The 20,131-nt window shown below is 66.9% G+C and carries 16 protein-coding genes and 1 pseudogene; 9 read left to right on the forward strand and 8 right to left on the reverse strand.

What is annotated here, in order from left to right:
* Positions 1-303: 303 nt before the first annotated feature.
* Positions 304-519, forward strand: a complete 216-nt coding sequence (locus M3498_13225) for a type II toxin-antitoxin system HicB family antitoxin (GenBank protein MDQ3460241.1) — start codon at positions 304-306, stop codon at positions 517-519.
* 38 nt (positions 520-557) lie between these two features.
* Here M3498_13225 and M3498_13230 read toward each other — a convergent pair whose 3' ends face one another.
* On the reverse strand, positions 558-1,538 hold the full coding sequence (locus M3498_13230) for an NAD(P)-dependent glycerol-3-phosphate dehydrogenase (GenBank protein ID MDQ3460242.1): 981 nt from the start codon (positions 1,536-1,538) through the stop codon (positions 558-560).
* A 92-nt stretch (positions 1,539-1,630) separates the two neighbouring features.
* On the opposite strand from M3498_13230, the pseudogene M3498_13235 reads away from it, so the two are divergent.
* Positions 1,631-1,810, forward strand: a pseudogene (locus M3498_13235) (FmdB family transcriptional regulator).
* Positions 1,811-2,089: 279 nt separating this feature from the next.
* On the opposite strand, the gene M3498_13240 reads toward M3498_13235, so the two are convergent.
* The 3 genes from M3498_13240 to M3498_13250 form a co-directional block, all read right to left on the reverse strand.
* Positions 2,090-2,860, reverse strand: coding sequence for a glutaminyl-peptide cyclotransferase (locus M3498_13240; GenBank protein ID MDQ3460243.1), 771 nt, complete (start codon positions 2,858-2,860; stop codon positions 2,090-2,092).
* A gap of 69 nt (positions 2,861-2,929) precedes the next feature.
* Positions 2,930-3,574, reverse strand: a complete 645-nt coding sequence (gene tmk / locus M3498_13245; GenBank protein ID MDQ3460244.1) for a dTMP kinase — start codon at positions 3,572-3,574, stop codon at positions 2,930-2,932.
* A gap of 46 nt (positions 3,575-3,620) precedes the next feature.
* Positions 3,621-4,373: a Nif3-like dinuclear metal center hexameric protein gene (locus M3498_13250; GenBank protein ID MDQ3460245.1), complete on the reverse strand. Its 753-nt coding sequence runs from the start codon at positions 4,371-4,373 to the stop codon at positions 3,621-3,623.
* 274 nt (positions 4,374-4,647) lie between these two features.
* Between M3498_13250 and secA the strand changes: the two genes are divergently transcribed.
* Positions 4,648-7,464 (forward strand): preprotein translocase subunit SecA, encoded by a 2,817-nt coding sequence (gene secA, locus M3498_13255; GenBank protein MDQ3460246.1) that lies wholly within the window; start codon positions 4,648-4,650, stop codon positions 7,462-7,464.
* Between the two features lie 100 nt (positions 7,465-7,564).
* Positions 7,565-8,872 carry a DUF389 domain-containing protein gene (locus M3498_13260; GenBank protein MDQ3460247.1) on the forward strand — a complete coding sequence of 436 codons (1,308 nt, stop codon included), beginning with the start codon at positions 7,565-7,567 and terminating at the stop codon, positions 8,870-8,872.
* A 172-nt stretch (positions 8,873-9,044) separates the two neighbouring features.
* Here M3498_13260 and purF read toward each other — a convergent pair whose 3' ends face one another.
* The 4 genes from purF to purQ are packed head-to-tail and all read right to left on the reverse strand — an operon-like array spanning position 9,045 to position 14,377.
* Positions 9,045-10,535, reverse strand: a complete 1,491-nt coding sequence (gene purF, locus M3498_13265; GenBank protein ID MDQ3460248.1) for an amidophosphoribosyltransferase — start codon at positions 10,533-10,535, stop codon at positions 9,045-9,047.
* 46 nt (positions 10,536-10,581) lie between these two features.
* On the reverse strand, positions 10,582-12,801 hold the full coding sequence (gene purL / locus M3498_13270) for a phosphoribosylformylglycinamidine synthase subunit PurL (protein MDQ3460249.1): 2,220 nt from the start codon (positions 12,799-12,801) through the stop codon (positions 10,582-10,584).
* A gap of 2 nt (positions 12,802-12,803) precedes the next feature.
* The gene (locus M3498_13275; GenBank protein MDQ3460250.1) at positions 12,804-13,619 is read right to left on the reverse strand and encodes an HAD family hydrolase; all 816 of its coding nucleotides are present in this window, start codon (positions 13,617-13,619) and stop codon (positions 12,804-12,806) included.
* Complete coding sequence (gene purQ, locus M3498_13280; GenBank protein MDQ3460251.1) at positions 13,616-14,377, reverse strand: phosphoribosylformylglycinamidine synthase subunit PurQ; 762 nt, start codon at positions 14,375-14,377, stop codon at positions 13,616-13,618. The genes M3498_13275 and purQ overlap by 4 nt, the downstream gene beginning before the upstream one ends.
* Positions 14,378-14,637: 260 nt before the next feature.
* Here purQ and M3498_13285 point away from each other — a divergent pair, with 260 nt between their 5' ends.
* The 5 genes from M3498_13285 to M3498_13305 all read left to right on the forward strand — a co-directional run.
* Positions 14,638-15,903, forward strand: coding sequence for a pyridoxal phosphate-dependent aminotransferase family protein (locus M3498_13285; GenBank protein ID MDQ3460252.1), 1,266 nt, complete (start codon positions 14,638-14,640; stop codon positions 15,901-15,903).
* Between the two features lie 4 nt (positions 15,904-15,907).
* Complete coding sequence (locus tag M3498_13290) at positions 15,908-17,020, forward strand: N-acetyltransferase (GenBank protein ID MDQ3460253.1); 1,113 nt, start codon at positions 15,908-15,910, stop codon at positions 17,018-17,020.
* A 143-nt stretch (positions 17,021-17,163) separates the two neighbouring features.
* Positions 17,164-17,913 carry a CPBP family intramembrane metalloprotease gene (locus tag M3498_13295; protein MDQ3460254.1) on the forward strand — a complete coding sequence of 250 codons (750 nt, stop codon included), beginning with the start codon at positions 17,164-17,166 and terminating at the stop codon, positions 17,911-17,913.
* Entirely contained in the window at positions 17,910-18,941 is a 1,032-nt protein-coding gene (locus tag M3498_13300) for an NAD-dependent epimerase/dehydratase family protein (GenBank protein ID MDQ3460255.1), read from the forward strand. Before M3498_13295 ends, M3498_13300 begins: the two co-directional genes overlap by 4 nt.
* A gap of 167 nt (positions 18,942-19,108) precedes the next feature.
* On the forward strand, positions 19,109-20,131 hold a 1,023-nt coding region (locus M3498_13305; protein MDQ3460256.1), incomplete at its 3' end, for a glycosyltransferase.

The raw sequence follows: 20,131 nt of genomic DNA on the forward strand, positions 1-20,131 counted from the left end.
GTCTTCGGCCGGGTCGTAGCAGGCACGGAAGTGCTCGACACGCTCGAGCGCATCGACCCGCAGCGGCCGGGCGGCGCCAAGCCCGACAGAATGGAGCGGGTCACCATCGTGGAGCGCTCGAGCTGAATCCGACTGTTTGAAAATCGGCTGAGTTGGGTTATCAGAAGTATAAAGTGAGCGGGCCTAGATGATCAGACACCAAGCCAAAGGGGCATTTTAAAATGCTCGAAATCTGCAGCTTCTCTGTGAAAGCTGCAACCGCGCCAAAGGTGGTTCCTTGGTTTGAGAAGACGAGGTGTAGCTGTGCGCAACGAATTTACCGCCATCATTGAGCAGGACGAAGGCTGGTTCATCGCCTACTCTCCCGAGATTCCCGGTGCCAACGGTCAAGCTCGGACCAAGGAAGAAGCGCTACAAAGCCTTGCGGGAGCGATCTCACTTATTTTGGAAGACCGGCGCGAAGACGGGCTTCGCGGTGTCCCCGAAGGGGCAATGCGCGATGTCGTCGTCATTGGATGAAGCTCAGGACTCTCCTAAAGCATCTACGGAAGTTGCCCTCACCATTCCGCCTTCATGTCCCGGCTCATGAGGTCGCGCAGAGCTGCCTGCGCGGGCTTGCCCTCGAAAATAACCTCGTAGACCGCGCGCGCGATGGGCAGCTCGAGCCGCTCCCGGGCTGCGTAGTCCATCAGCGCCTCTACGGTGCGGACGCCTTCGGTGACGGTCTTGCCGCTTTCAACCGCACCCCCTGTGACGACGCGCTCGCCGGCGCCGCGGTTGCGCGACCGCGGGCTGTGACAAGTGGCGATGAGATCGCCCAGGCCCGCCAGGCCGTAGAAGGTCTGCCTCTGCCCGCCCAGGCGGACGCCCAGCCGCACCATCTCGGCCAGACCCCGGGTGATGATCGAGGCTTTGGCGTTGTCGCCCAAGCCCAAACCGTCACCCATGCCGGCGGCCAGGGCGATGACGTTCTTGACGGCGCCCGCCACCTCCACCCCGGCCAGATCGGCGCTCGAGTAGACGCGAACGAGCGGCCGGGTGAGCCAGCCCTGCACCCGCGCGGCCAGGGCCGCATCGGGCGAGGCCACCGTGCTCGCGGCGGGCAGACCGGCGGCGATCTCACCGGCCAGGTTGGGCCCCGACAGGGCCGCCAGCGCCGCCCGGGGATGGTAGTCGGCGATCACCTCGCTGAGGCGCTTCATGGTGCCCGGCTCCAGGCCCTTGGCGCAGGACACGTAGGCGGGCGCGGACGGTAGGGCGGCCAGGACGCCGCGCAGGCCCTTGCTGGGAACCACCATAAAGGCCGCCTCGGCGCCGGCCATGACCGCTTCGCCGTCCGCGCTCACCAGGACGTTCTCGGGCAGGCGCAGGCCCGGCAAGTAGTCGACGTTCACCCGCTCCGCCTCGAGCCTCACGGCGAGCGCTTCGCGCCGCGCCCACAGGCGCAGCTCATGGCCGTTTTGGGCCAGCAGCGCGGCCAGGGCCGTTCCCCAGGCCCCGGCACCGATCACCGCCAGACGGTTTGCGACAGGCGCCATGACGCCAGCTTAACAAAGCTGCTACTATTAAAGCTTGAGTGCCTTCTGTCAGGAGGGCGCTAACCGCAGCAGTCCACGTGGAGGAAGTCAGCATGCCCGTCTATGTCTACAAGAACCTTACCGGCGAAACCTTCGAGTTTCGGCAGTCCATCCAGGAACCCGCCCTCACCGCCCACCCCGAGACGGGCGAGCCTGTGAGGCGCGTCGTCCAGCCCGTCGGCATCGCCTTCAAGGGCTCGGGCTTCTACGTTACCGACTCGCGCAAGTCCGGCGCCTCTCAAAAGGAGAAGACCGAGGGCAAGAGCGAGGGCAAGAGTGAGGGCAAGAGTGAGGGCAAGAGCGAGGGCAAGACCGACTCGAGCAAGACAGAGGGCAAGACAGAGGCAAACAAGACCGGCACGAGCAAGACAGAGGGCAAGGCCGAGCCGAGCAAGACCGGCAAGGAGGCGAGCTCGAGCGGCGGCAAGAAGGACTGAAGCCGCGCCTTACCCGTGAGGGCGCGCCTTTTTCAGTGTTGAATTCGGTGTCGAATTCGGTGCGAACGCCTGTGGTTAGCGCTCGACGAACCTCACCTCGAAGAGCGCCGGCCACAACTTGCCGGTCAGGTAGAAGGTCTCCGTGCTCGGGTTGTAGGCGATGCCGTTCAAGACCGCGTCTGGCCCCAAGGCCGCGCGCTCCTCGGCCGTGAGCAGCCCCGAGGCGTCGATCTCGCTCACCACCTTGCCGCTGCGCTGGTCGATCTGCACGATGGTGTCGGCCTGCCAGACGTTGGCGTAAACGTAGTCGCCGACGCAGGCGAGCTCGTTGAGCCGCTCCAGCGGGCTGCCGCGCAGCGTGACCTCGAGCCGCGCGGTGACCTCGAAGGTCGCGGCGTCGCGGCGGTAGAGCGTGGCGCTGCCGTCGCTCATCCACAGCGCCTCGCCGTCGTAGCAGAGCCCCCAGCCCTCGCCCTCGTAGCGGAATCGCCCCACCTGATTGAAGGTCTCCAGGTCGTAGACGAAGGCCAGCCCCTCCCGCCAGGTAAGCTGGATGAGCCGCTCACCCACGCGCGCGAGCCCCTCGCCAAAGTAGCGCTCGTCCAGCTCGAGCCGGCGGACCACCTCGCCCGTCTCGAGCGCGACCTCGCGCAAGGAGGAGCGGCCGCGAATCCCGGTGCTCTCAAAGAGGCGGCCGTCATAGTAGAGCAGCCCCTGGGTAAAGGCCGAGGGGTCGTGATCGAAGCGGTCGATCACTTCGGGAACGCTCGCGCTGACGCGCTGCTCGAGGCAGCCCAAGGCCAGCAGCGAGATGAGCACAAAGAGCACGAGACGCAAACCGGTCATGGTTGACTACCAGCCCGTCTTCCGAGCAGCGGGCGCACGACGGGGACCAGCACGACAGGGACCAGCGCGTCAGCGGCCACGGGCGCCCGCCTCTTGGCCCATAATGCGGCGGCGGATGAGCTGCCATATCTCCTCGCCCACCTCCTCTTCGCTCCTGTCGGCGTCGACCAGGACCCAGTTGGGCTCCTCTCGCGCCTGCGCCAGGAAGCCCTCCCGCACGCGCTGGTGAAAGCTCAGGTCGGCCTGCTCGAGCCGGTCCTTGCGCCCGCGGCTGGCCACGCGCTCGAGCCCGCGCGCCGCGTCTATGTCGAGCAGCAGGGTGAGGTCGGGCCCCAAGCCAGCCGTCACGGTGTGATTCAGGCCAGTAACAAAGTCCAGGTCGAGGCCGCGCCCGTAGCCCTGGTAGGCGAGCGAGGCCCCGCTGAAGCGGTCGCTGATGACCAGCTTGCCCGCAGCGAGCGCGGGGCGGATCACCTCGCTGACGTGCTGGGCGCGGCTGGCCGCGTAGAGCAGGAACTCGGTCATGGCGTCCACCCTGAGCGCCGGGTCCAGGATGACCTCGCGGATGGCGTCGGCGGCGGGGGTGCCGCCGGGCTCGCGGGTGACGACGAAATCCGCGCCCGCCGCCGTGAAGCGCTCAGCTAGGCGCGCGATCTGCGTCGACTTGCCGCTGCCCTCGGGGCCCTCGAAGACCAGAAAGAAGCCGTCGGTCATCTTTGGCGTCCCCATCTCATGTCGCTGGGTCTCATCTCACCGGGCTTCACAGGCCAGTCGGCAGCAGGATGAAGTCGCTGTCCAGCCCGAACTCACTCTTCAGCTTCGCCGCCAGCAGGTTGACGCCGACGGTCTCGGTCATGTAGTGGCCGGCGTAGAGCGCGTTGATCTGGTACTCAAAGGCGTCGTGAAAGCTCTCGTGTTTGGGCTCGCCGGTCAGAAAGGCGTCGAGGCCCGCCTCGGCGGCGGTGACCACCTCTCTGGCCGCGCCGCCAGAGATGATGCCGAGCGTCGTTATGTCCATCTTGCCGCCCGCGTGAACGAGCACCGACTCGCCCAGCTCCTTTTCGAGCCCGTCCGCCAGTTCGCGCAGGCCGATACCGTTGGGAAACACCCCCTTGACGCCGATGGCCTTGCCCTGCCAGTCGCCGAAGGGCGCTAAGTCGGTCATGCCCAGGATGCGCGCCAGGCCCCAGTTGTTGCCGACCTCGTGGTGCGCGTCCAGGGGAATATGCGCGGCGTAGAGGCTGAGGTTGTGCTCGAGCAAAAAGCGCACGCGCCGGCCGTGCGGGCCGCGAATCGCCTTGGGCGCGCCCCAGAAGAGGCCGTGGTGAACGATCAAAAAATCCGCGCCGGCCTCGGCGGCCTGCTCGAAGGTCTTGAGCGAGCTGTCCACCGCCACCGCGACCTTGCCCACCTCGTCGCTGCCCTCGACCTGGAGGCCGTTGAGCGAGGGGTCGCTGTAGAGGCCGATCTCGAGGTAATCGTCGAGCCAAGCGGTCAGTTCGTCTCGGGTCATGGCCCAAGCCTACCCCGCGCGCGGGAGGCTGGCAACTCCACCTGCCGACGTTGCGGAACATAAGCGTTCAGCCGCAGCAAGCTATCCCGATACCCGTTCTTATGCTGGCCGAGCAATCCGCAGTAGGCATGGCAGCTCGGCTCGGATAAGGCCGTCACGCCCCTAACGGCGCCTTCAGGAAGTCGTGCTAATCTATAGTGTTGATTATGAACCAGCTTACCATTAGCCCTAAAAATAGCCCTAAAAAGCTTGCGACTGCGAAAGAAGGACGGACATGCTCGGGTTTTTGAACAAACTCTTCGACAACAACGATAAAGAGGTAAGGCGCATAGGGCGCGACATGGTGGCGGCGACGAACGCGCTCGAGGAGGAGAGCAAAGGGCTCGGCGACTTAGCCGCCGCCTACGCTGGACTGAGGGCGCGTTACCAGGACGGCGAGTCTTTGGACGCGCTCATGCCCGAGAGCTTTGCCCTAACGCGCGAGTCCGCGCGGCGCAACCTGGGCCTCAGGCACTACGACGTGCAGCTCATCGGCGGCGCGGCGCTTCATCACGGCAAGATCAGCGAGATGAAGACGGGTGAGGGCAAGACGCTCGTCGCCACCCTGGCCCTCGCGCTCAACGCTCTGCCCGCCAAGGGTACCCATCTCGTCACCACCAATGAATACCTTGCGCAGACGGGCGCGGACTGGATGGGGCCCGTCTACCGCGGCCTCGGCCTCAGCGTCGGCGTCGTCAAGCACGCCCTGAGTGGCGACGAGCGCCGCGCCGCCTACGGCTGCGACGTCACCTACATCACCAACAGCGAACTCGGCTTCGACTACCTGCGCGACAACATGGCGTTTAAGCCCGAGCAACTCGTCTTGCGCAAGAGCACGCCGCTGCACTACGCCATCATCGACGAGGTCGACTCGATCCTGATCGACGAGGCCAGGACGCCCTTGATAATCTCCGGCCCGGCCGAAAAGGCCACCGACATGTACTACACCATGGCCAAGATGGCCAAGCAGTTGGAGCGCGGCGCGCCCGGCGACGGCGAGAACAAGCGGCCGACCGGCGACTACGTGGCCGAGGGCAAGAGCAAGGACATCCACTTAACCGAGCAGGGCATCGCCAAGGCGGAAGGGCTGCTCGGCGTAGACGGCCTCTTCGACACCCAGAACATGGAGGTCGGCCACATGCTGCGCCAGGCCCTGCGCGCCCGTGAGCACTATCACTTGGACAAGCAGTACGTGAAGGACGAGGGCGGCGGCGTCGTCATCGTCGACGAGTTCACCGGCCGTTTGATGCCCGGCAGGCGCTTCGGCGAGGGTCTGCACCAGGCTATCGAGGCCAAGGAGGGCGTCAAGATCGAGCGTGAGAACCAGACGCTGGCGACCATCACCTACCAGAACTTCTTCAAGCTCTACGACAAAATAGCCGGGATGACCGGCACGGCCAAGACCGAGGAAAAGGAATTCCAGGAGATCTACAAGACCGACGTGCTCATCATCCCCACCAACAAGCCCATCGTCCGCAAGGACTACGACGACATGGTCTACCGCACCATCGAGGGCAAGTACCAGGCCGTCATCGAGGAGATCGTGGAGGCACACGGCCGCAAGCAGCCCGTCCTGGTCGGCACCGTGACCATCGAGGCCTCGGAGCGGCTGGCCGCCATGCTCAAGCGCCGGGGGATTCCCCACCACGTTCTGAACGCCAAGTACCACCGCCGCGAGGCCGAGATAATCTCCCAGGCCGGGCGCAGCGGCGCGGTCACCATCTCGACCAACATGGCCGGCCGCGGCACCGACATCGTCCTGGGCGGCAATCCCGAGGCCTTGGCCGGGCAATTGATCGAGCGCGAGGGCTTAAACCGCTACGACGGCAAGGTCGAGATCTTTATCAAGTCGGTGATGCTCAAGAAGATGGACGACGCCAGGCGCTTGGCACGCGAGATCGAAGAGCTGCGCGAGGACATCATCCCCGACCTCGAAAGGCTCCGCGACGACGCCGCGCGCGACCACGAGGTCGTGGTCGCGGCGGGCGGCCTGCACATCATCGGCACCGAACGCCACGAATCGCGGCGCATCGACAACCAGCTGCGCGGCCGCGCCGGCCGCCAGGGCGACCCCGGCAGCAGCCGCTTCTACGTGTCGTTCGAGGACGACCTCATGCGCCTCTTCGCCAACGAAAAGGTCCTCGGCATGATGGACCGCCTGGGCATGGACGACTCCCAGCCCATCGAGGCGGGCATGGTCACCAAGTCTATCGAGAACGCCCAGAAGCGCGTCGAGGACCGCAACTTCGGCATCCGCAAGCAGCTCCTGGAGTTCGACAACGTGATGAGCAAGCAACGCGAGGTCATCTACGCCCAGCGCCGCGAGATCCTCTTGGGCGAGGACATCAGCGAGGACGTCCAGGACATGATCGCCGACTACATAGACGCCCAGGTGAGGCACTACTTGAACCCCGAGCTCGAGCCCGAGGAGCAGGACGTTCCCGCCCTGCGCACCGCGCTCGTCGAGGCGGTGCCGGCCCTGGAGGATTTCGACTTCGAGGAGACGCGCGGCCACCCGCCCGAAGAGGTGACCGACAAGCTGGTGCCGAAGATCGAAGAGGCCTACGGGGCCCGTGAAGTGGAGTTCGGCCCTGAGCTCATGCGCCAGCTCGAGCACTTCATCGTCCTGCAGGTCGTCGACAACCACTGGAAGGAACAGCTCCACAACATGGACGTCTTGCGCCAGGGCATCGGCCTGCGCGGCTACGGCCAGCGCAACCCCATCCAGGAGTACGCCTTTGAGGGCTACAACCTCTTCGAGGAGATGAAGTCGAACATGCGCTTGGAGGTCGCCAAGCTGCTCTTCCGGGTCCAGGTGCGCCAGGAGGACGCGCTCGAGCGCCGCGACCGGCGGCCCAGCAATATCAACTACACCAGCGACGCGGGCCTCGGCGGGCTCGGTGGCCAGGGCCAGCCCGGCGCGGGCGCGGGCGGCGGCAGGACCGCGCCCATCCGCAAGAGCCCCGAGGAGAAGGTGGGCCGCAACGAGCCCTGCCCCTGCGGCAGCGGCAAGAAGTTCAAGCACTGCCACGGCAGGGCGGCCGCGGCCTAAGCGCTCGCACCACCTCCGAACCAGCCTACAGTTGAGCCTAGAGTTGAGCCTAGAGTTGTCCCGACCGGGATGGCTATAGGCTTTCAAGCAAAGGAGGGCCGTGCGCCAAGTCATCATTCAAGTTCCCCGCGGCCAGGGCGAGCGGGTCATGGAGATCGCGGAAGGCCAGGGCGGCAGCAACCTCGCGCTCATGGAGGGCAGGCGCGGCGAGCGCGCGCTCGACGTGGTCTTCGTCTATCTCTCCAACGGCAGGGTCGAGCCGCTTTTGGAGGCGCTCGACGAGGTAGACGACCCGCATGTCGTCCTCATTCCCCAGGGCGTCCTGGCCCTGCGGCCACCGGCCGACGAGGCGCCGCAGCAGGTGACCGACGTGGAGGCCAGAAGCCCGCTCGAGGTCTTCCTGAGCGGGCTGCAGAGCATCGGTTCCTGGCGCGGCTTTCTGGGCTACGCGGCGGCCGCGGGCGTGGTGGTGTGGATCGGCCTCTTTACCAACACCGGCTATCTCTTGGTAGCCGCCATGCTCATCGCCCCCTTCGCCGGGCCGGCCATGAACGTGGCTCTGGGCAGCGCAAGGGGCGACACCACGCTCCTCGGCCGGGGCGTCTTGCGCTATCTGTCGGCGCTGGCGGTCACCATCCTGGTCGCCTTCTTGCTCAGCCTGCTGCTGGGCCAGGAGATGGCCACCGAGGGGATGATCGAGCGGAGCCAGATTTCGGCGGTGGCCGTCCTGCTGCCGCTGGTGGCGGGCGCCGCCGGCGCCCTCAACCTGGTGCAGTCCGAGCGCAGCAGCCTGGTCTCGGGCGCGGCGACGGGCATGCTCGTCGCCGCCTCGCTGGCGCCGCCCGCCGGCCTCATCGGCATGGCCTCGGTCATCGGTGACTGGGGCATGGTCATGAGCGGGCTCTTTTTGCTCGTCTTGCAGCTCATGGGCATCAACCTCTCGGGCGCCGTCGTCTTCCGCCTTTACGGCCTGTCGGCCAGAGGCGCGCACTACCAGCGCGGCCGGCCCTGGGTCTTTCCCGCCTCGCTTTTCGTCACCGCCCTGGCCCTGGGCGGCCTGCTGACCTGGCAGTTCTGGCAGCCTCCCGACTTCCAGCGCCCCACCTTGGCCCAGCGAGCGGCCGCCACGGTTCAAGAAGCCGTCGACGAGAGCGGCATGGCCCGGCTCGTCGAGGCCAACCTCCGCTTCACCAGGGCGGGCATCCCCGGCCAGAACAGCCTCCTGGCGGTGATCTACGTGCAGCGCCGGGCGGAGAGCGAGCTAGCCTCCGACACCATTCGCCAGCGGCTCGTTTACCTCGTCCAGCAGGCGATTTTGGTGGAGGACCTCAACGTGACGCCGCTCGTCGACGTGATGGTGCTCGAGGTGCCGGCAGAGCCCGGCCGTTCCAGCCCACCTGTGGAATAAACGCTAGAATAACCGCCACGCCGTGCTCCTCGAGGCTACGGTCATTCAAATTCCGGAGCGGTGGCCGAGGAGTCCGCGAGGTTCGACAATGTCTATCACCCACAATGTCTATCACCCACAATGTCTATCAGCGCTCTTGCCCGCCCCTCCAGAACGGCTGAAAGGCCATCCCTTAGGTTACACCGGCCAAGTCAAGGAGCGGCAGTTTCGTACCTTCCTCTTCCGACTCCTCGCCAGGCTGCCCCGCCGGGTAGTCGCCGGTAAAGCAGGCGAGGCAGGTGGTGGCGAGCCTGATGGAACGGGCCAGACCCGCTTCGGAGATGTAGTAGAGCGAGTCCGCGCCGATGAGCTTGCGAATCTCCTCGACGCTGCTCTCGGCGGCGACGAGCTCCTTGCGCGCGGCCGTGTCGATGCCGTAGTAGCAGGGGTAGCGAATCGGCGGGCTCGAAACCCGGAAATGCACCTCGGTCGCGCCCGCCTCGCGCAAGAGCTGCACGATGCGCCCCGAGGTGGTCCCGCGCACGATCGAGTCGTCCACCAGCACCACGCGCTTGCCTCTGACCGCCGCCGTCGCCGCCAGCTTGAGCCTGACCTTGAGCTCGCGCAGGCGCTGGTTGGGGTTGATGAAGGTGCGGCCGGCATAAGGCGACTTGTAGAGGCCCATGTCGTAGGGGATGCCCGAAGCCCTCGCGTAGCCGATAGCGGCGGGCAGACCCGAGTCGGGCACGCCGATGACCAGGTCGGCGTCCACCGGTGCCTCCTGCGCCAGCCTCTCGCCCATGCGGATGCGCGAGGCGTGCACGTCGGCGCCGTCCAAGACCGAGTCGCCGCGCGCGAAGTAGATCCACTCGAAGGCGCAGGGGGTGGGCTTGGGCGTCAGCACCTGCCGGGAGTGGAGGCCGTCGTCGTCCGCCACCACCAGCTCGCCCGGCCTCACGTCGCGCACCATCTCGGCGCCGATGACCTGTAGCGCCGAGGGCTCCGAGGCGAAGACGTAGCCGCTCGAGCCGTCCTTGGCTATCCTGCCGATGACCAGCGGGCGCACCCCGTTCGCATCGCGTAGGCCGATTATCTTGGAGCGGTTCATGAGGACGACGGCGAAGCCCCCGGAAAGCTCGCCCATCACCCGCGCGGTGGCCTCCTCGAGCGTGAGCTGGCTGTAGCGGGCGATGAGGTTGATCATCACCTCACTGTCGTTGGTCGTCTGAAAAACCGCGCCGTCTTCGAGCATCTCGTTGCGCATCCCCTTGGCATTGGTGAAGTTGCCGTTGTGCGCCAGGGCGATAATGCCCTTGTTCGAACGCACCGTGAGCGGCTGGGCGTTGAAGCGCAGGGACGAGCCGGTGGTCGAGTAACGGGTGTGGCCGAGACCGGTGCGCGCGCCCGCCAACCTCAGCTTGCTCAGCCGCTCTTCGGTAAAGACCTCGGAGACGAGGCCCATGTCCTTTTCGATGACGATCTCGTCGCCGCTGGCGACGCAGATGCCGCAGGACTCCTGGCCGCGGTGCTGCAAGGCAAACAGGCCCAGGTGGCAGAGCGAGGCGATATCCGCGGGCTCGGCGAGGTGAACGGCGAAGACGCCGCACTCCTCGCGCGGTTTGTCATCGTGTGGCTCAAAGTCAAGCTTTGAGTCAAGGTCGAACGCTTCGTCCCGGTCTGTCATGCCCTCACGCCCTATTCCTCTGGCCCGGTTGCGCTGGCCCTATTGCTCAGGCCAGTGCTTCGGCCAGCGGCATTTCGTACGCTTCAGTCAAGTCGGCCAGGCTCCAGTATAGACGCTGGCCCTGCGCCGTGAGTTGCAGCTCGAGACCCTCGCCACCCACCGCGCCCAAGACGGCAAAGGGCAGGCCGAAGCCGGCAAGACGCGCCTCGACCTCGCCCAACTTGCCGGGCTCGATGGCGACCACGACGCGCGACTGCGCCTCGCCGTAGAGCAGCGCATCGGGGCGGATGGCGTCGCTCAGCTCGAGTCTCGCGCCCCGCTCGCCCGCCATGGCCATTTCCGCCAGGGCCACCGCCAGCCCACCCTCCGAAGGGTCGTGGGCGGTGTCGCAGAGCCCCTCTTGGATGAGGGCGAGGACCGCCTTCTGCAGCTGTTTCTCCCGCTCCAAGTCGAGCCGCGGCACCCGTCCGGCCTCGAGGCCGTGAACCAGGGCCAGATAGGCCGAGGCGCCGAGCTCGTCGCTGTTTTCGCCCAGGAGGACGATCGCATCGCCGCTTCGTTTGAAGGCGGTGGTGGCGCGCTTTGAGATGTCCTCTATCACCCCGACCATGCCGACGTTGGGCGTGGGATGGACCGCTACGGGCGTATTGCCGGAGGTAAACTGGTTGTAGAGGCTGACGTTGCCGCCCGTCACCGGCGTAGCGAGGGCACAGCAGGCGTCGCGCAGCCCCTCGACCGCGCGCTGCATCTGGTAGTAGACCCCGGGGCGCGTGGGGTTGCCGAAGTTGAGGTTGTCGGTGATGGCGAGCGGTGTCGCGCCAACGCAGGCGATATTGCGCGCCGCCTCGGCGACGGCGGCTCTAGCGCCCTCAAAGGGGTCCAAGTAGCAGTAGCGCGAGTTGCAGTCGGTGGTGGCGGCGACGCCCTTGGTCGTTCCCTTGACGCGCAAGACGGCCGCGCCCGCCGCGCCCGGCAGGACCACGGTGTTGGTCATCACCTGGTGGTCGTACTGCTCGTAGACGGGCGCCTTGGAGGCGATGTTGGGGTGAGCGAGGAGCTCGAGGAGGACAGCGCCCAGATCTTCGGGGACGGCCACCTCGAGCGCCCCCTCGCGCTTGTCGCGAATCTCCGGGTCCTCCTTGCCCTCGCGGGTATAGCTGGGCGGCTCGTTGAGCGCCCCCACCGGCATGTCGGCGACCACCTCGCCGCGCTCAAAAACCCTGAACATGCCGTGGCTGGCGACCTCGCCGACGACCACCGCGTCGAGCTCCCAGTGCTCGAGCAGCGCCATCAGCGCCTCTTCCCTGCCCGGCTTCGCGGTCAGCACCATGCGCTCCTGCGACTCCGAGAGCATCACCTCCAGAGGACTCATGCCCGCCTCACGGCGCGGCACCCGGTCGATGAAGAGGTCGACGCCCTTGCCCGCCCGGTAAGCCATCTCGCCGACGCTGCTCGACAGCCCGGCCGCGCCCATGTCCTGCACGCCGATGACCAGGCCGCGCTCGATGGCCTCCAAACAGGCCTCCAAGAGCAATTTCTCCATAAAGGGATCGCCGACCTGCACCGCCGGCCGGTCGGCCTCGGAGGCATGAGACAGATCCGCCGAGGCGAAGACCGCCCCGCCCAGGCCGTCGCGCCCGGTCTTCGAGCCCACGTAGACCAGCTTGTTGCCGACCCCACCGACGGTGCCGCTCTGCAAAGCCTCGTGCCGCAGGTAGCCCAGGGCCATCACGTTGACGAGCGGGTTCTCGCTGTAAGACGGGTGAAAGGAGATGTCGCCGCCGACCGTGGGCACGCCGATGGCGTTGCCGTAGTGGGCGACGCCCTCCACCACCCCGGCCAGCAGGTAGCGGTTGCGGTCGCCCGCTTGCGGGTCGTCCAGCGGGCCGAAGCGCAAGGAGTCCAAAATCGCCACCGGCCGCGCGCCCATCGCGAAGATGTCGCGGAGGATGCCGCCCACGCCGGTGGCCGCGCCCTGGACGGGCTCGATCGCCGAGGGGTGGTTGTGCGACTCCATCTTGAAGGCGACCGCCCAGCCGTCGCCGATATCGACCACACCGGCGTTCTCGCCGGGTCCCTGGAGAACCTGGGGGCCCTCGGTGGGCAGGCGCCTTAAGAGCGGCCTCGAGTTCTTGTAGGCGCAGTGCTCGCTCCACAGCGCGCCGAAGACGGCGGCCTCGAGCGCATTGGGCTCGCGGCCGAGCGCGGCCACCACCAGGTCGAACTCGTCTTCGCTCAAGCCAAAAGACGCCGCCTCGGCACGCATGGTCACCCGCCCTCTCCCGCCGGGTTTTCCCCAACAAGGACGAAGCGCTCCACCGCCGCCGCCACCGCGCCCTCGTCGCAGTGCGGCGCCACCCAGTGCGCCGCCTCCTGCACCTCGGCAATGCTGTTGGCGGGGGCCACACCCGTGCCCAGGGCGAACATGGTCGCGTCGGCCAGGCTGTCGCCGATGGCCAGAATCGGCAGGTGAGCGAGACCCAGGTGCTCGCGCAGCCAGGCGGCGGCCTCGCCCTTGCTCGTCTGCTCGGAGATGAGCGTCATCGCCTCGCGCCTGTCAAAGGCGCTCGGCGCGTAGTAGGCGCCCGCCAGCGCCCACTTGGCCCAGTCGTGCCTCTCGAAGAACTCCGCCACCCCCTCGCCGAAGAGGCTCAGCGAGACGACCCCCTCCAAGGCCTCGGGCAAGCGCGCGGCGTAGTAGCGGTCATCGTCGTAGGGCGCCTGGCTGCGGTCGAAGTCCTCGTGTACATAGGCGATCTCACCAGCCCGCAGCGACCAGTGCAGACCGCTGTCCTTAAAGAGCTCGAAGATTTCTTCGACCACCTCGCGCCGAATCGTCACGGTGTGGATGAGGCTACCGTCCGACTCATAAACGAGCGTGCCGTTCGAAACGATGAGCGGCGTGCTCAAGCCCAGCGCCTCGTGCACGGGCAGGGCGCCGGGAAAACTCCGCGCCGTCGCCAGCACCACCGTCGAGCCTTCGTCGCAGGCGCGCCGGAGCGCCTCGGCGTTGCGCCTGGGAAGCTCGCCCCGCTCGCTGAGGAGGGTGTGGTCGATGTCGGTGAGGATGAAGCTCGGCCTCACCGCGCCACCTTACCTTTATCCCCATCTTTATCCTCATCTTTGGCTTGGGGCGTCCGGCCTGGCCTGGCCCCCAGATGCTGGCGAAGCGAGGCGAAGATGCCCGCGCCGTCCGCCGAGCCGAGCAGCACCTCGGTGGCGCGCTCGGGGTGCGGCATCATGCCGAGCACGTTGCCGTGGGCGTTCACGATGCCCGCGATGTTGTTCGCCGAGCCGTTGGGGTTGGCCGCGTTCGTACTTTCACCGGCGGCGTCCACGTAGCGAAAGACCACCCGGCCCCCCTCCTCGAGCCCGTCCAGCGTCCTCTCGTCGGCGTAGTAGGCACCCTCGCCGTGGGCGACGGGCAGGCTCAGGAGCTGATCTGGCCTATAGGCCGAGGTGAAGGGCGTTCTCGAGCTCTCCACCCGCAGCCGGCTCGGCTTGCAGACAAAGCGCAGGCCCCGGTTGCGCGCCAGCGCGCCTGGCAGGAGGCCCGCCTCGGTGAGGATCTGAAAACCGTTGCAGATGCCCAGGACCGGGCCGCCCCTCTCGGCGAAGCGCCTGACCGCCGCCATGACCGGGCTCTGCGCGGCGAGCGCCCCGGCGCGGAGATAGTCGCCATAGGAAAAGCCGCCGGGAACGAGCACGGCGCCCGCGTCGCCCAAATCGGTTTCACCGTGCCAGACCAGGCGCGCCCAAAAACCCAGGCGCTCGGCGGCGAAGCGGGCGTCCTCGTCGCAGTTCGAACCGGGAAAGCGGATGATGGCAAGCTTGACGTTCATCCTCTCTTAAGGTCCTTTCGGGGGCTGCGGGCGTCTGAAAGCACATCTCTAAAGCACATCGCTAGGGCAGCTTAACATCCTCGCGCCCGACGAGGCGGGCAAAAGCGAAATGCCTCGCAGCGTCTCATATTTTGCCGGCCTAAAGTAAACTTATGCGCACGCTGCGGCCCCTCGAGCCTTGACGAGCAGCCGCCAAAAAGCATGCTATAGTACGGCAGTGCGCGCCCTGCCACCTTCCGGAGGAAGTTTTGTCTGACGCTGTGAAAACCACCCTGCTCGAAACGGATACCCGCCAGCACGTCTCTACCAGACTGCGACCCCCCGCCAGCGCCACGGTGTCGGACGTTTTTGAAAAAGCCTTCGCCTTTACCCGCGCCGACGAGGCCGTCGCGGCGGGCATGCACCCCTACTTCAAGCCCATCGCCTCGCAGCAGGGCGGCACCGTCGAGGTCGGCGGGCGCAAGATGATCATCACCGGCTCGAACGACTACCTGGGGCTCACCCAGGATGGGCGGCTCAAGGCGGCGGCGCGGGGCGCCCTCGACGATTTCGGCACCTCCTGCACGGGCTCGCGCTTTCTCACCGGCACCCTGACGCTGCACGAGGAGCTCGAGAGCCGTCTGGCGAGCTTTTTGCATAAAGAATCCGCCTTGACCTTCAGCGCGGGTTTTTTGGGCGCACTAGCGGTGATCAGCGCGCTCACCGGCCGCCACGACATCCTCTACTTCGACCGCGAAAACCACGCCTGTCTTTACGACGGCGCCAGGTTGTCCTTTGGCAACCTGCGCAAGTACGAGCACAACAACATCGCCGACTTGGAGCGGCTCTTAGCCCGCGACGCGGACAAGCCCGGCGGCCGCATGATCGTCACCGACGGGGTCTTTTCGATGAGCGGCCACATCGTCGATCTGCCCGGTCTGGTCAGGGTGGCGCGCAAGTACGGCGCCCGCATCGTCATCGACGACGCCCACGCCACCGGCGTCCTGGGCGGCGGCGGCCGCGGCACCGGCGAGCACTTCGGCATGGAGCACGAAGTCGACCTGATCATCGGCACCTTCAGCAAGTCCTTTGCCTCGGTCGGCGGCTTCATGGCGGGCAAGCGCGCGGTGGTCAACTACGTCAAGCACAAGGCGCGGCCCTTCATCTTCACGGCGGCTCTGCCCGCCATGCAGATGGCGGCGGCCCTGACCGCCTTGGAGATCATGGAGAGCGAGCCCTGGCACCGCGACAGGCTGTGGCAGAACGTCGAGCACCTGCGCAGCGGCATCGAATCCTTGGGCTTCGACACGCTCGGCTCGCAGACGCCCATCGTCCCGGTGATGATCGGCGACGACGAGCTCACCATGGTCTTCTGGAAGGCGCTCTGGGAGGCTGGGGTCTTCACCACGCCCGCCCTGCCGCCGGGCGTGCCGATGGGCCAGAGCATCATCCGCACCTCGGTCAACGCCAACCACAGCGCCGAACAGCTCGATGCGCTCCTGGAGGCTTTCGCGGGCGTCGGCCGCAGCCTCGGCGTGATCCCCTGAAGGGATGACCACCACCCAGCCGGTGACGGGCCGCGCGGACTTAAAGACCTTCATCCACTACCCTTTCGCGCTCTACAAGAACGACCCCCACTGGGTCCCGCCGCTGCTCATCGCCGAGTGGGAGCGCTTCGACCCCAAGAAGAATCCCTTTTTCGATCACGCCGAGGTCGCGCTCTTTGTGGCGCGCCGCTCCGGCCGGGTCGTCGGCCGGGTGGCCGCCATCGACGACGAGAGGCACAACTTGGCGCACGGCGACAACCTGGTGTTTTTCGGTTTCTTCGAGGCGGAGGACGAGGCGGCCGCCGACGCGCTCCTGAGCGAAGTTGAGACCTGGGCCAGGGCGAGGGGCCGGCAGGCCGTGCGCGGCCCCGTCAACCTGTCGATGAACGACGGTTCGGGCTTTCAGATCGACGCCTATGGCACCGACCCCTTCGTGATGATGCCCTACAACCCGCCTAGCTACCCTGGCTACGCCGAAACGCTCGGCTACGGCAAGGTCAAGGACCTCTACGCCTACTGGTTCACCGCCGAGCAGGGCATGGGCGAGCGCATCGCTAGAATCGTCGACCGCGTGGCCGCGCGCAACAAGGCGGTGGTGAGGCCCGCCAACATGAAGAACTACCGGAGCGAGCTCGAGCACGTCAAGCACATCTACAACGACGCCTGGGAGAAGAACTGGGGCTTCGTCAAGATGACCGACCGCGAGTTCGAGCACTTCGCCAAAGAGCTCAAGATGATCATCGACCCGCGCATCGCCCTCTTTATCGAAATTGGCGGCGTCACCGCGGGATTTTGCATGTGCATCCCCAACATCCACCAGGTCTTCAAGAGGATGAACGGCCGCCTCCTGCCCTTCGGCCTCGTTCACCTGCTGCGCCGCAGGAGCATCGTCGACGAGGCGCGGCTGGCCATCTTGGGTCTCCTGCCCGAGTTTCGCAACCGGGGCCTGGAGCTCCTGCTCATCAACGAGATCTATCAGCGCGGGCGGGCAGCGGGCTACAAGCGCGGCGAGCTGTCGTGGGTTTTGGAGGACAACGAGGCGATGAACAAGGGCATCGAGGCCTCGGGAGCGATACTCTACAAGACCTACCGGCTCTACCAGAAGGCGCTGTCGTAGAGGCTCGCCGGGAGCGTCCGAAGCATGAGGAGACGAGGGTCAGGGGCCGGGACTCAGGGTAAGAGCGGCACCCGCTGTGCTTTCGGCTCTCGGCTCGAGGGGATATCGCCCCTGAAACGCTCATGGCGGTCGTGTAATACCGGATGAAGGCTGCTCTCTCTCCCCTCTTGCTCTTGCTGAGTGATGTCTTCCTGCTCTTCCGGGGACGGCAGGCCCGGCTGTCCTGGCTTCTTCTCGCGATGCTGCTCCTGCAGGCCGCCTACTGGTACCTGGGCAGCCCCGGACCCGAGCTGCTCGCCGGAGCGCCCCGGAGTCTTGCGGCCGCGCTCGGCAACATCGGCTGGGCGGCCCTGTTCTTCCTGCTCGTCCCCCTCGTCCTGCTGAGGCTTGTGGGGATGTCCTCGAGGGACGCCTTCTTGCAAGTGGGCGACGCGCGCTTCGGGCTCCAGGCCACCGCCTTGATGAGTATGATCGCCGTGCCCGTCCTCTGGTTCGCCGCGCAGGACGCCGCGCTCCAGGCGAGCTACCCTTGGGCCGGAAGCTGGCCCGGCCAGTCCGCCTTGACCTTTCTCGCCTGGGCGGGCCTCTACGGCCTCTACTACCTCGCCTACGAATTCTTCTTCCGAGGCTTTATGCTCCGCGTCCTCGAGCCCCACTGGGGACTCAGCGCGGCCATCTGGGTGCAGGCGCTAACGTCGGCGCTCATCCACCTGGGCAAGCCTCCGCTCGAGACGCTGGGAGCGATTCCTCTCGGGCTCGTCTTCGCGGCCCTGGCGGTGCGGACGCGTTCAATCCTCTGGCCCGCCCTCTTCCACCTCGTCGTCGGCCTCTTGACCGACGCCTTTTCACTCCATCATCAAGGGCTGCTGTTGCCGGCGGGGTGGCTGCCGTGAGAACGCTCGTCACCGGCGCCCACGGCTTCGTCGGCAGCCACCTGGTCGAAGCGCTCCTCGCGCGCGGCCACGGGGTGCGCGCCTTGGTGAGCCCCTGGGGCGGGCTGGACAATCTCTCGAGTGTCCTCGGGCACCCCGCGCTCGACATCTTCCGCGCCGACATCACCGATCCGGCCAGCCTGGACGGCGCGAGCGAAGGCATCGACACTGTCTTTCACGCCGCCGCCCGGGCCCAGGACTGGGGGCGCTGGGAGAGGTTTTACAAAACTAATGTGCTGGGCACGAAGCACGTCTTGGAAGATGCGCAGAGGCAGGGGGCGGGGCGCTTCGTCTTCGTCTCGAGCGTCGCCGTCCACCGCTACTCGGGCTTTAAGGATGCCGACCCGCGCAGCCTACCTCGCGACGGCGGCAACGTGAACGCTTACGCCCGCTCGAAGATCCTGGCCGAAGACATGGTGATGGCCGCGTCAGGGCTCGAGCCCGTCGTCGTGCGCCCCGGTCTCTGGCTCTTCGGCCCGCGCGACCCCAATTTCATTCGCTACGTAGACGCCCTGCACGGCCGCAGCATGCCCGCCTTGCTAAGAGCCCTCTCGCCCAGCCTGCCCATCGTCGGCTCGGGCCGGGCCGTGATGAACATGGCCTACGCCCCCAACCTCGCCCACGGCCTGGTCCTGGCCGGCGAAAGGGCGGCGGCAGGAAAGGTCTACGTCATCGCCGACGAGGGCTGTCCCTCCTGGCTCGAGGCCTTAAGTTATCTTGCCGACCTCGTCGGCGCGCCGCGGCCCACCTTGCATCTGCCGCCGGCCCTGGCGCGAGTGCTGGGCACGGCGACGGAAACCGTCCTCGGCTTCGTCCTGCCCGACAAGGACCCGGTGCTGACGAGCTATAGAGCCGGTCTTATGATCAACGACGCCCACTTCTCCCTTACGGCAGCCCGCGAAGAACTGGGCTACCAGCCGCAGCTGAGCTGGCAGGAGGGCATGAGGCGCACGGTGGCGGCGCTGCCGTGCCAGGCGCGTGAGCCTTAGCCTCGGCGTGAGGCTCTTTCACTATCACCTTCACAAGATTTATCACCTTCACGAGGTTGATCACCTTCACGAGGTTTATCACCGCCACAGGACGGTTCGCGGTATAGTCTGAGTCCATCACGCGGCGACCGGCCGAAGTAGGGCCGGCCGCAACACCATGACCGACCATGACCCAAGAAGCCATCCACTTCGCCACCATCGCCGCGGGAGGGGGGCACGTCGCCACGGCTCGCGCCATGATGGAGGCGGTCGAGCGGCAGGCGCCGGGCGCCTTCAGACTGTCGATGTCGGACCTCATGCTCGAGCTCGGCCTCACCGACCAGGACCGCCGCCACAAGGCGTCCTGGCGCTGGATGCTGGCGCGGCCCTGGACGGCTCGGCTCGGCCAGCATGCCCTTGACGCCCTGCCCCGGCTCACGGTCGCCGCGCAACGCCACATGCTGGACGAGACCGCCAGGCGCGCCTCCCGGCGCTTTGCGGCCGAGAGGCCCGCGCTCATCGTCGCCAACCATCCCTGGCTCACCGTGGCCCTGACCCGCAGCCGGCGGCGCTACGGGCTCAAGACCCCCGTGCTCACCTTCGCCACCGAGCCCTTGGACGCCAGCGCGCTCTGGGCGGAGGGGCAGGCCGAGCACTTCGTGGTGCCTTCAGCCGCGGCGATGAACGACCTCGAGCGCATGGGTGTGAGCCCGGCAAAGATCGACGTGGTCGGCTATCCGGTGGCGCAGCGCTTTTTGAACCCGCTCGAGCAGAGGGCGGCGCGCCGCGAGCTCGGGCTGGCGGCACGCTTTACCCTGCTCCTGTCGCTGGGCGGCGAGGGGGTGGCGGGAGACGCCGGGGCGACCGTTCGCGGCCTGCTGGCGGCCCTGCCGGAGGCTCAGATCGTGGTCATGACCGGGCGCAACGAGAGCTTGCGCGCGCGCCTCCGCGAGCTGGCGGACCCGCCCAGGCTCCACGCCGTGGGCTTTACCGACCGAGTGGCGGACTATCTTAGCGCCGCCGACGTGGTCGCCGGCAAGGCCGGGCCGGCCTCGGTCTTCGAGGCCCTGGCGGTGGGCCGGCCGGTCCTGGTGACGAGCTACGCCGGGCTCAACGAAAGGGAGATCGTGCGCTTTTTGGAGCGCAAGGGCTTGGGCGCCTACCTGCCGCGCCTGGGCGCGCTCGCCCGGCGCGTGCGCGAGCTCGAGGAC

The organism is Deinococcota bacterium, from assembly GCA_030858465.1.
Lineage (GTDB): Bacteria > Deinococcota > Deinococci > Deinococcales > Trueperaceae > JALZLY01.

What these genes read in the sequence shown, in the direction of transcription:
- purL (MDQ3460249.1), bottom strand. Translation starts at nt 12,801, where the DNA reads ATGCGTGCCGAGGCGGCGTCTTTTGGCTTGAGCGAAGACGAGTTCGAC.
- M3498_13240 (MDQ3460243.1), bottom strand. Translation starts at nt 2,860, where the DNA reads ATGACCGGTTTGCGTCTCGTGCTCTTTGTGCTCATCTCGCTGCTGGCC.
- purQ (MDQ3460251.1), bottom strand. Translation starts at nt 14,377, where the DNA reads ATGAACGTCAAGCTTGCCATCATCCGCTTTCCCGGTTCGAACTGCGAC.
- M3498_13230 (MDQ3460242.1), bottom strand. Translation starts at nt 1,538, where the DNA reads ATGGCGCCTGTCGCAAACCGTCTGGCGGTGATCGGTGCCGGGGCCTGG.
- M3498_13290 (MDQ3460253.1), top strand. Translation starts at nt 15,908, where the DNA reads ATGACCACCACCCAGCCGGTGACGGGCCGCGCGGACTTAAAGACCTTC.
- tmk (MDQ3460244.1), bottom strand. Translation starts at nt 3,574, where the DNA reads ATGACCGACGGCTTCTTTCTGGTCTTCGAGGGCCCCGAGGGCAGCGGC.
- secA (MDQ3460246.1), top strand. Translation starts at nt 4,648, where the DNA reads ATGCTCGGGTTTTTGAACAAACTCTTCGACAACAACGATAAAGAGGTA.
- M3498_13295 (MDQ3460254.1), top strand. Translation starts at nt 17,164, where the DNA reads ATGAAGGCTGCTCTCTCTCCCCTCTTGCTCTTGCTGAGTGATGTCTTC.
- purF (MDQ3460248.1), bottom strand. Translation starts at nt 10,535, where the DNA reads ATGACAGACCGGGACGAAGCGTTCGACCTTGACTCAAAGCTTGACTTT.
- M3498_13250 (MDQ3460245.1), bottom strand. Translation starts at nt 4,373, where the DNA reads ATGACCCGAGACGAACTGACCGCTTGGCTCGACGATTACCTCGAGATC.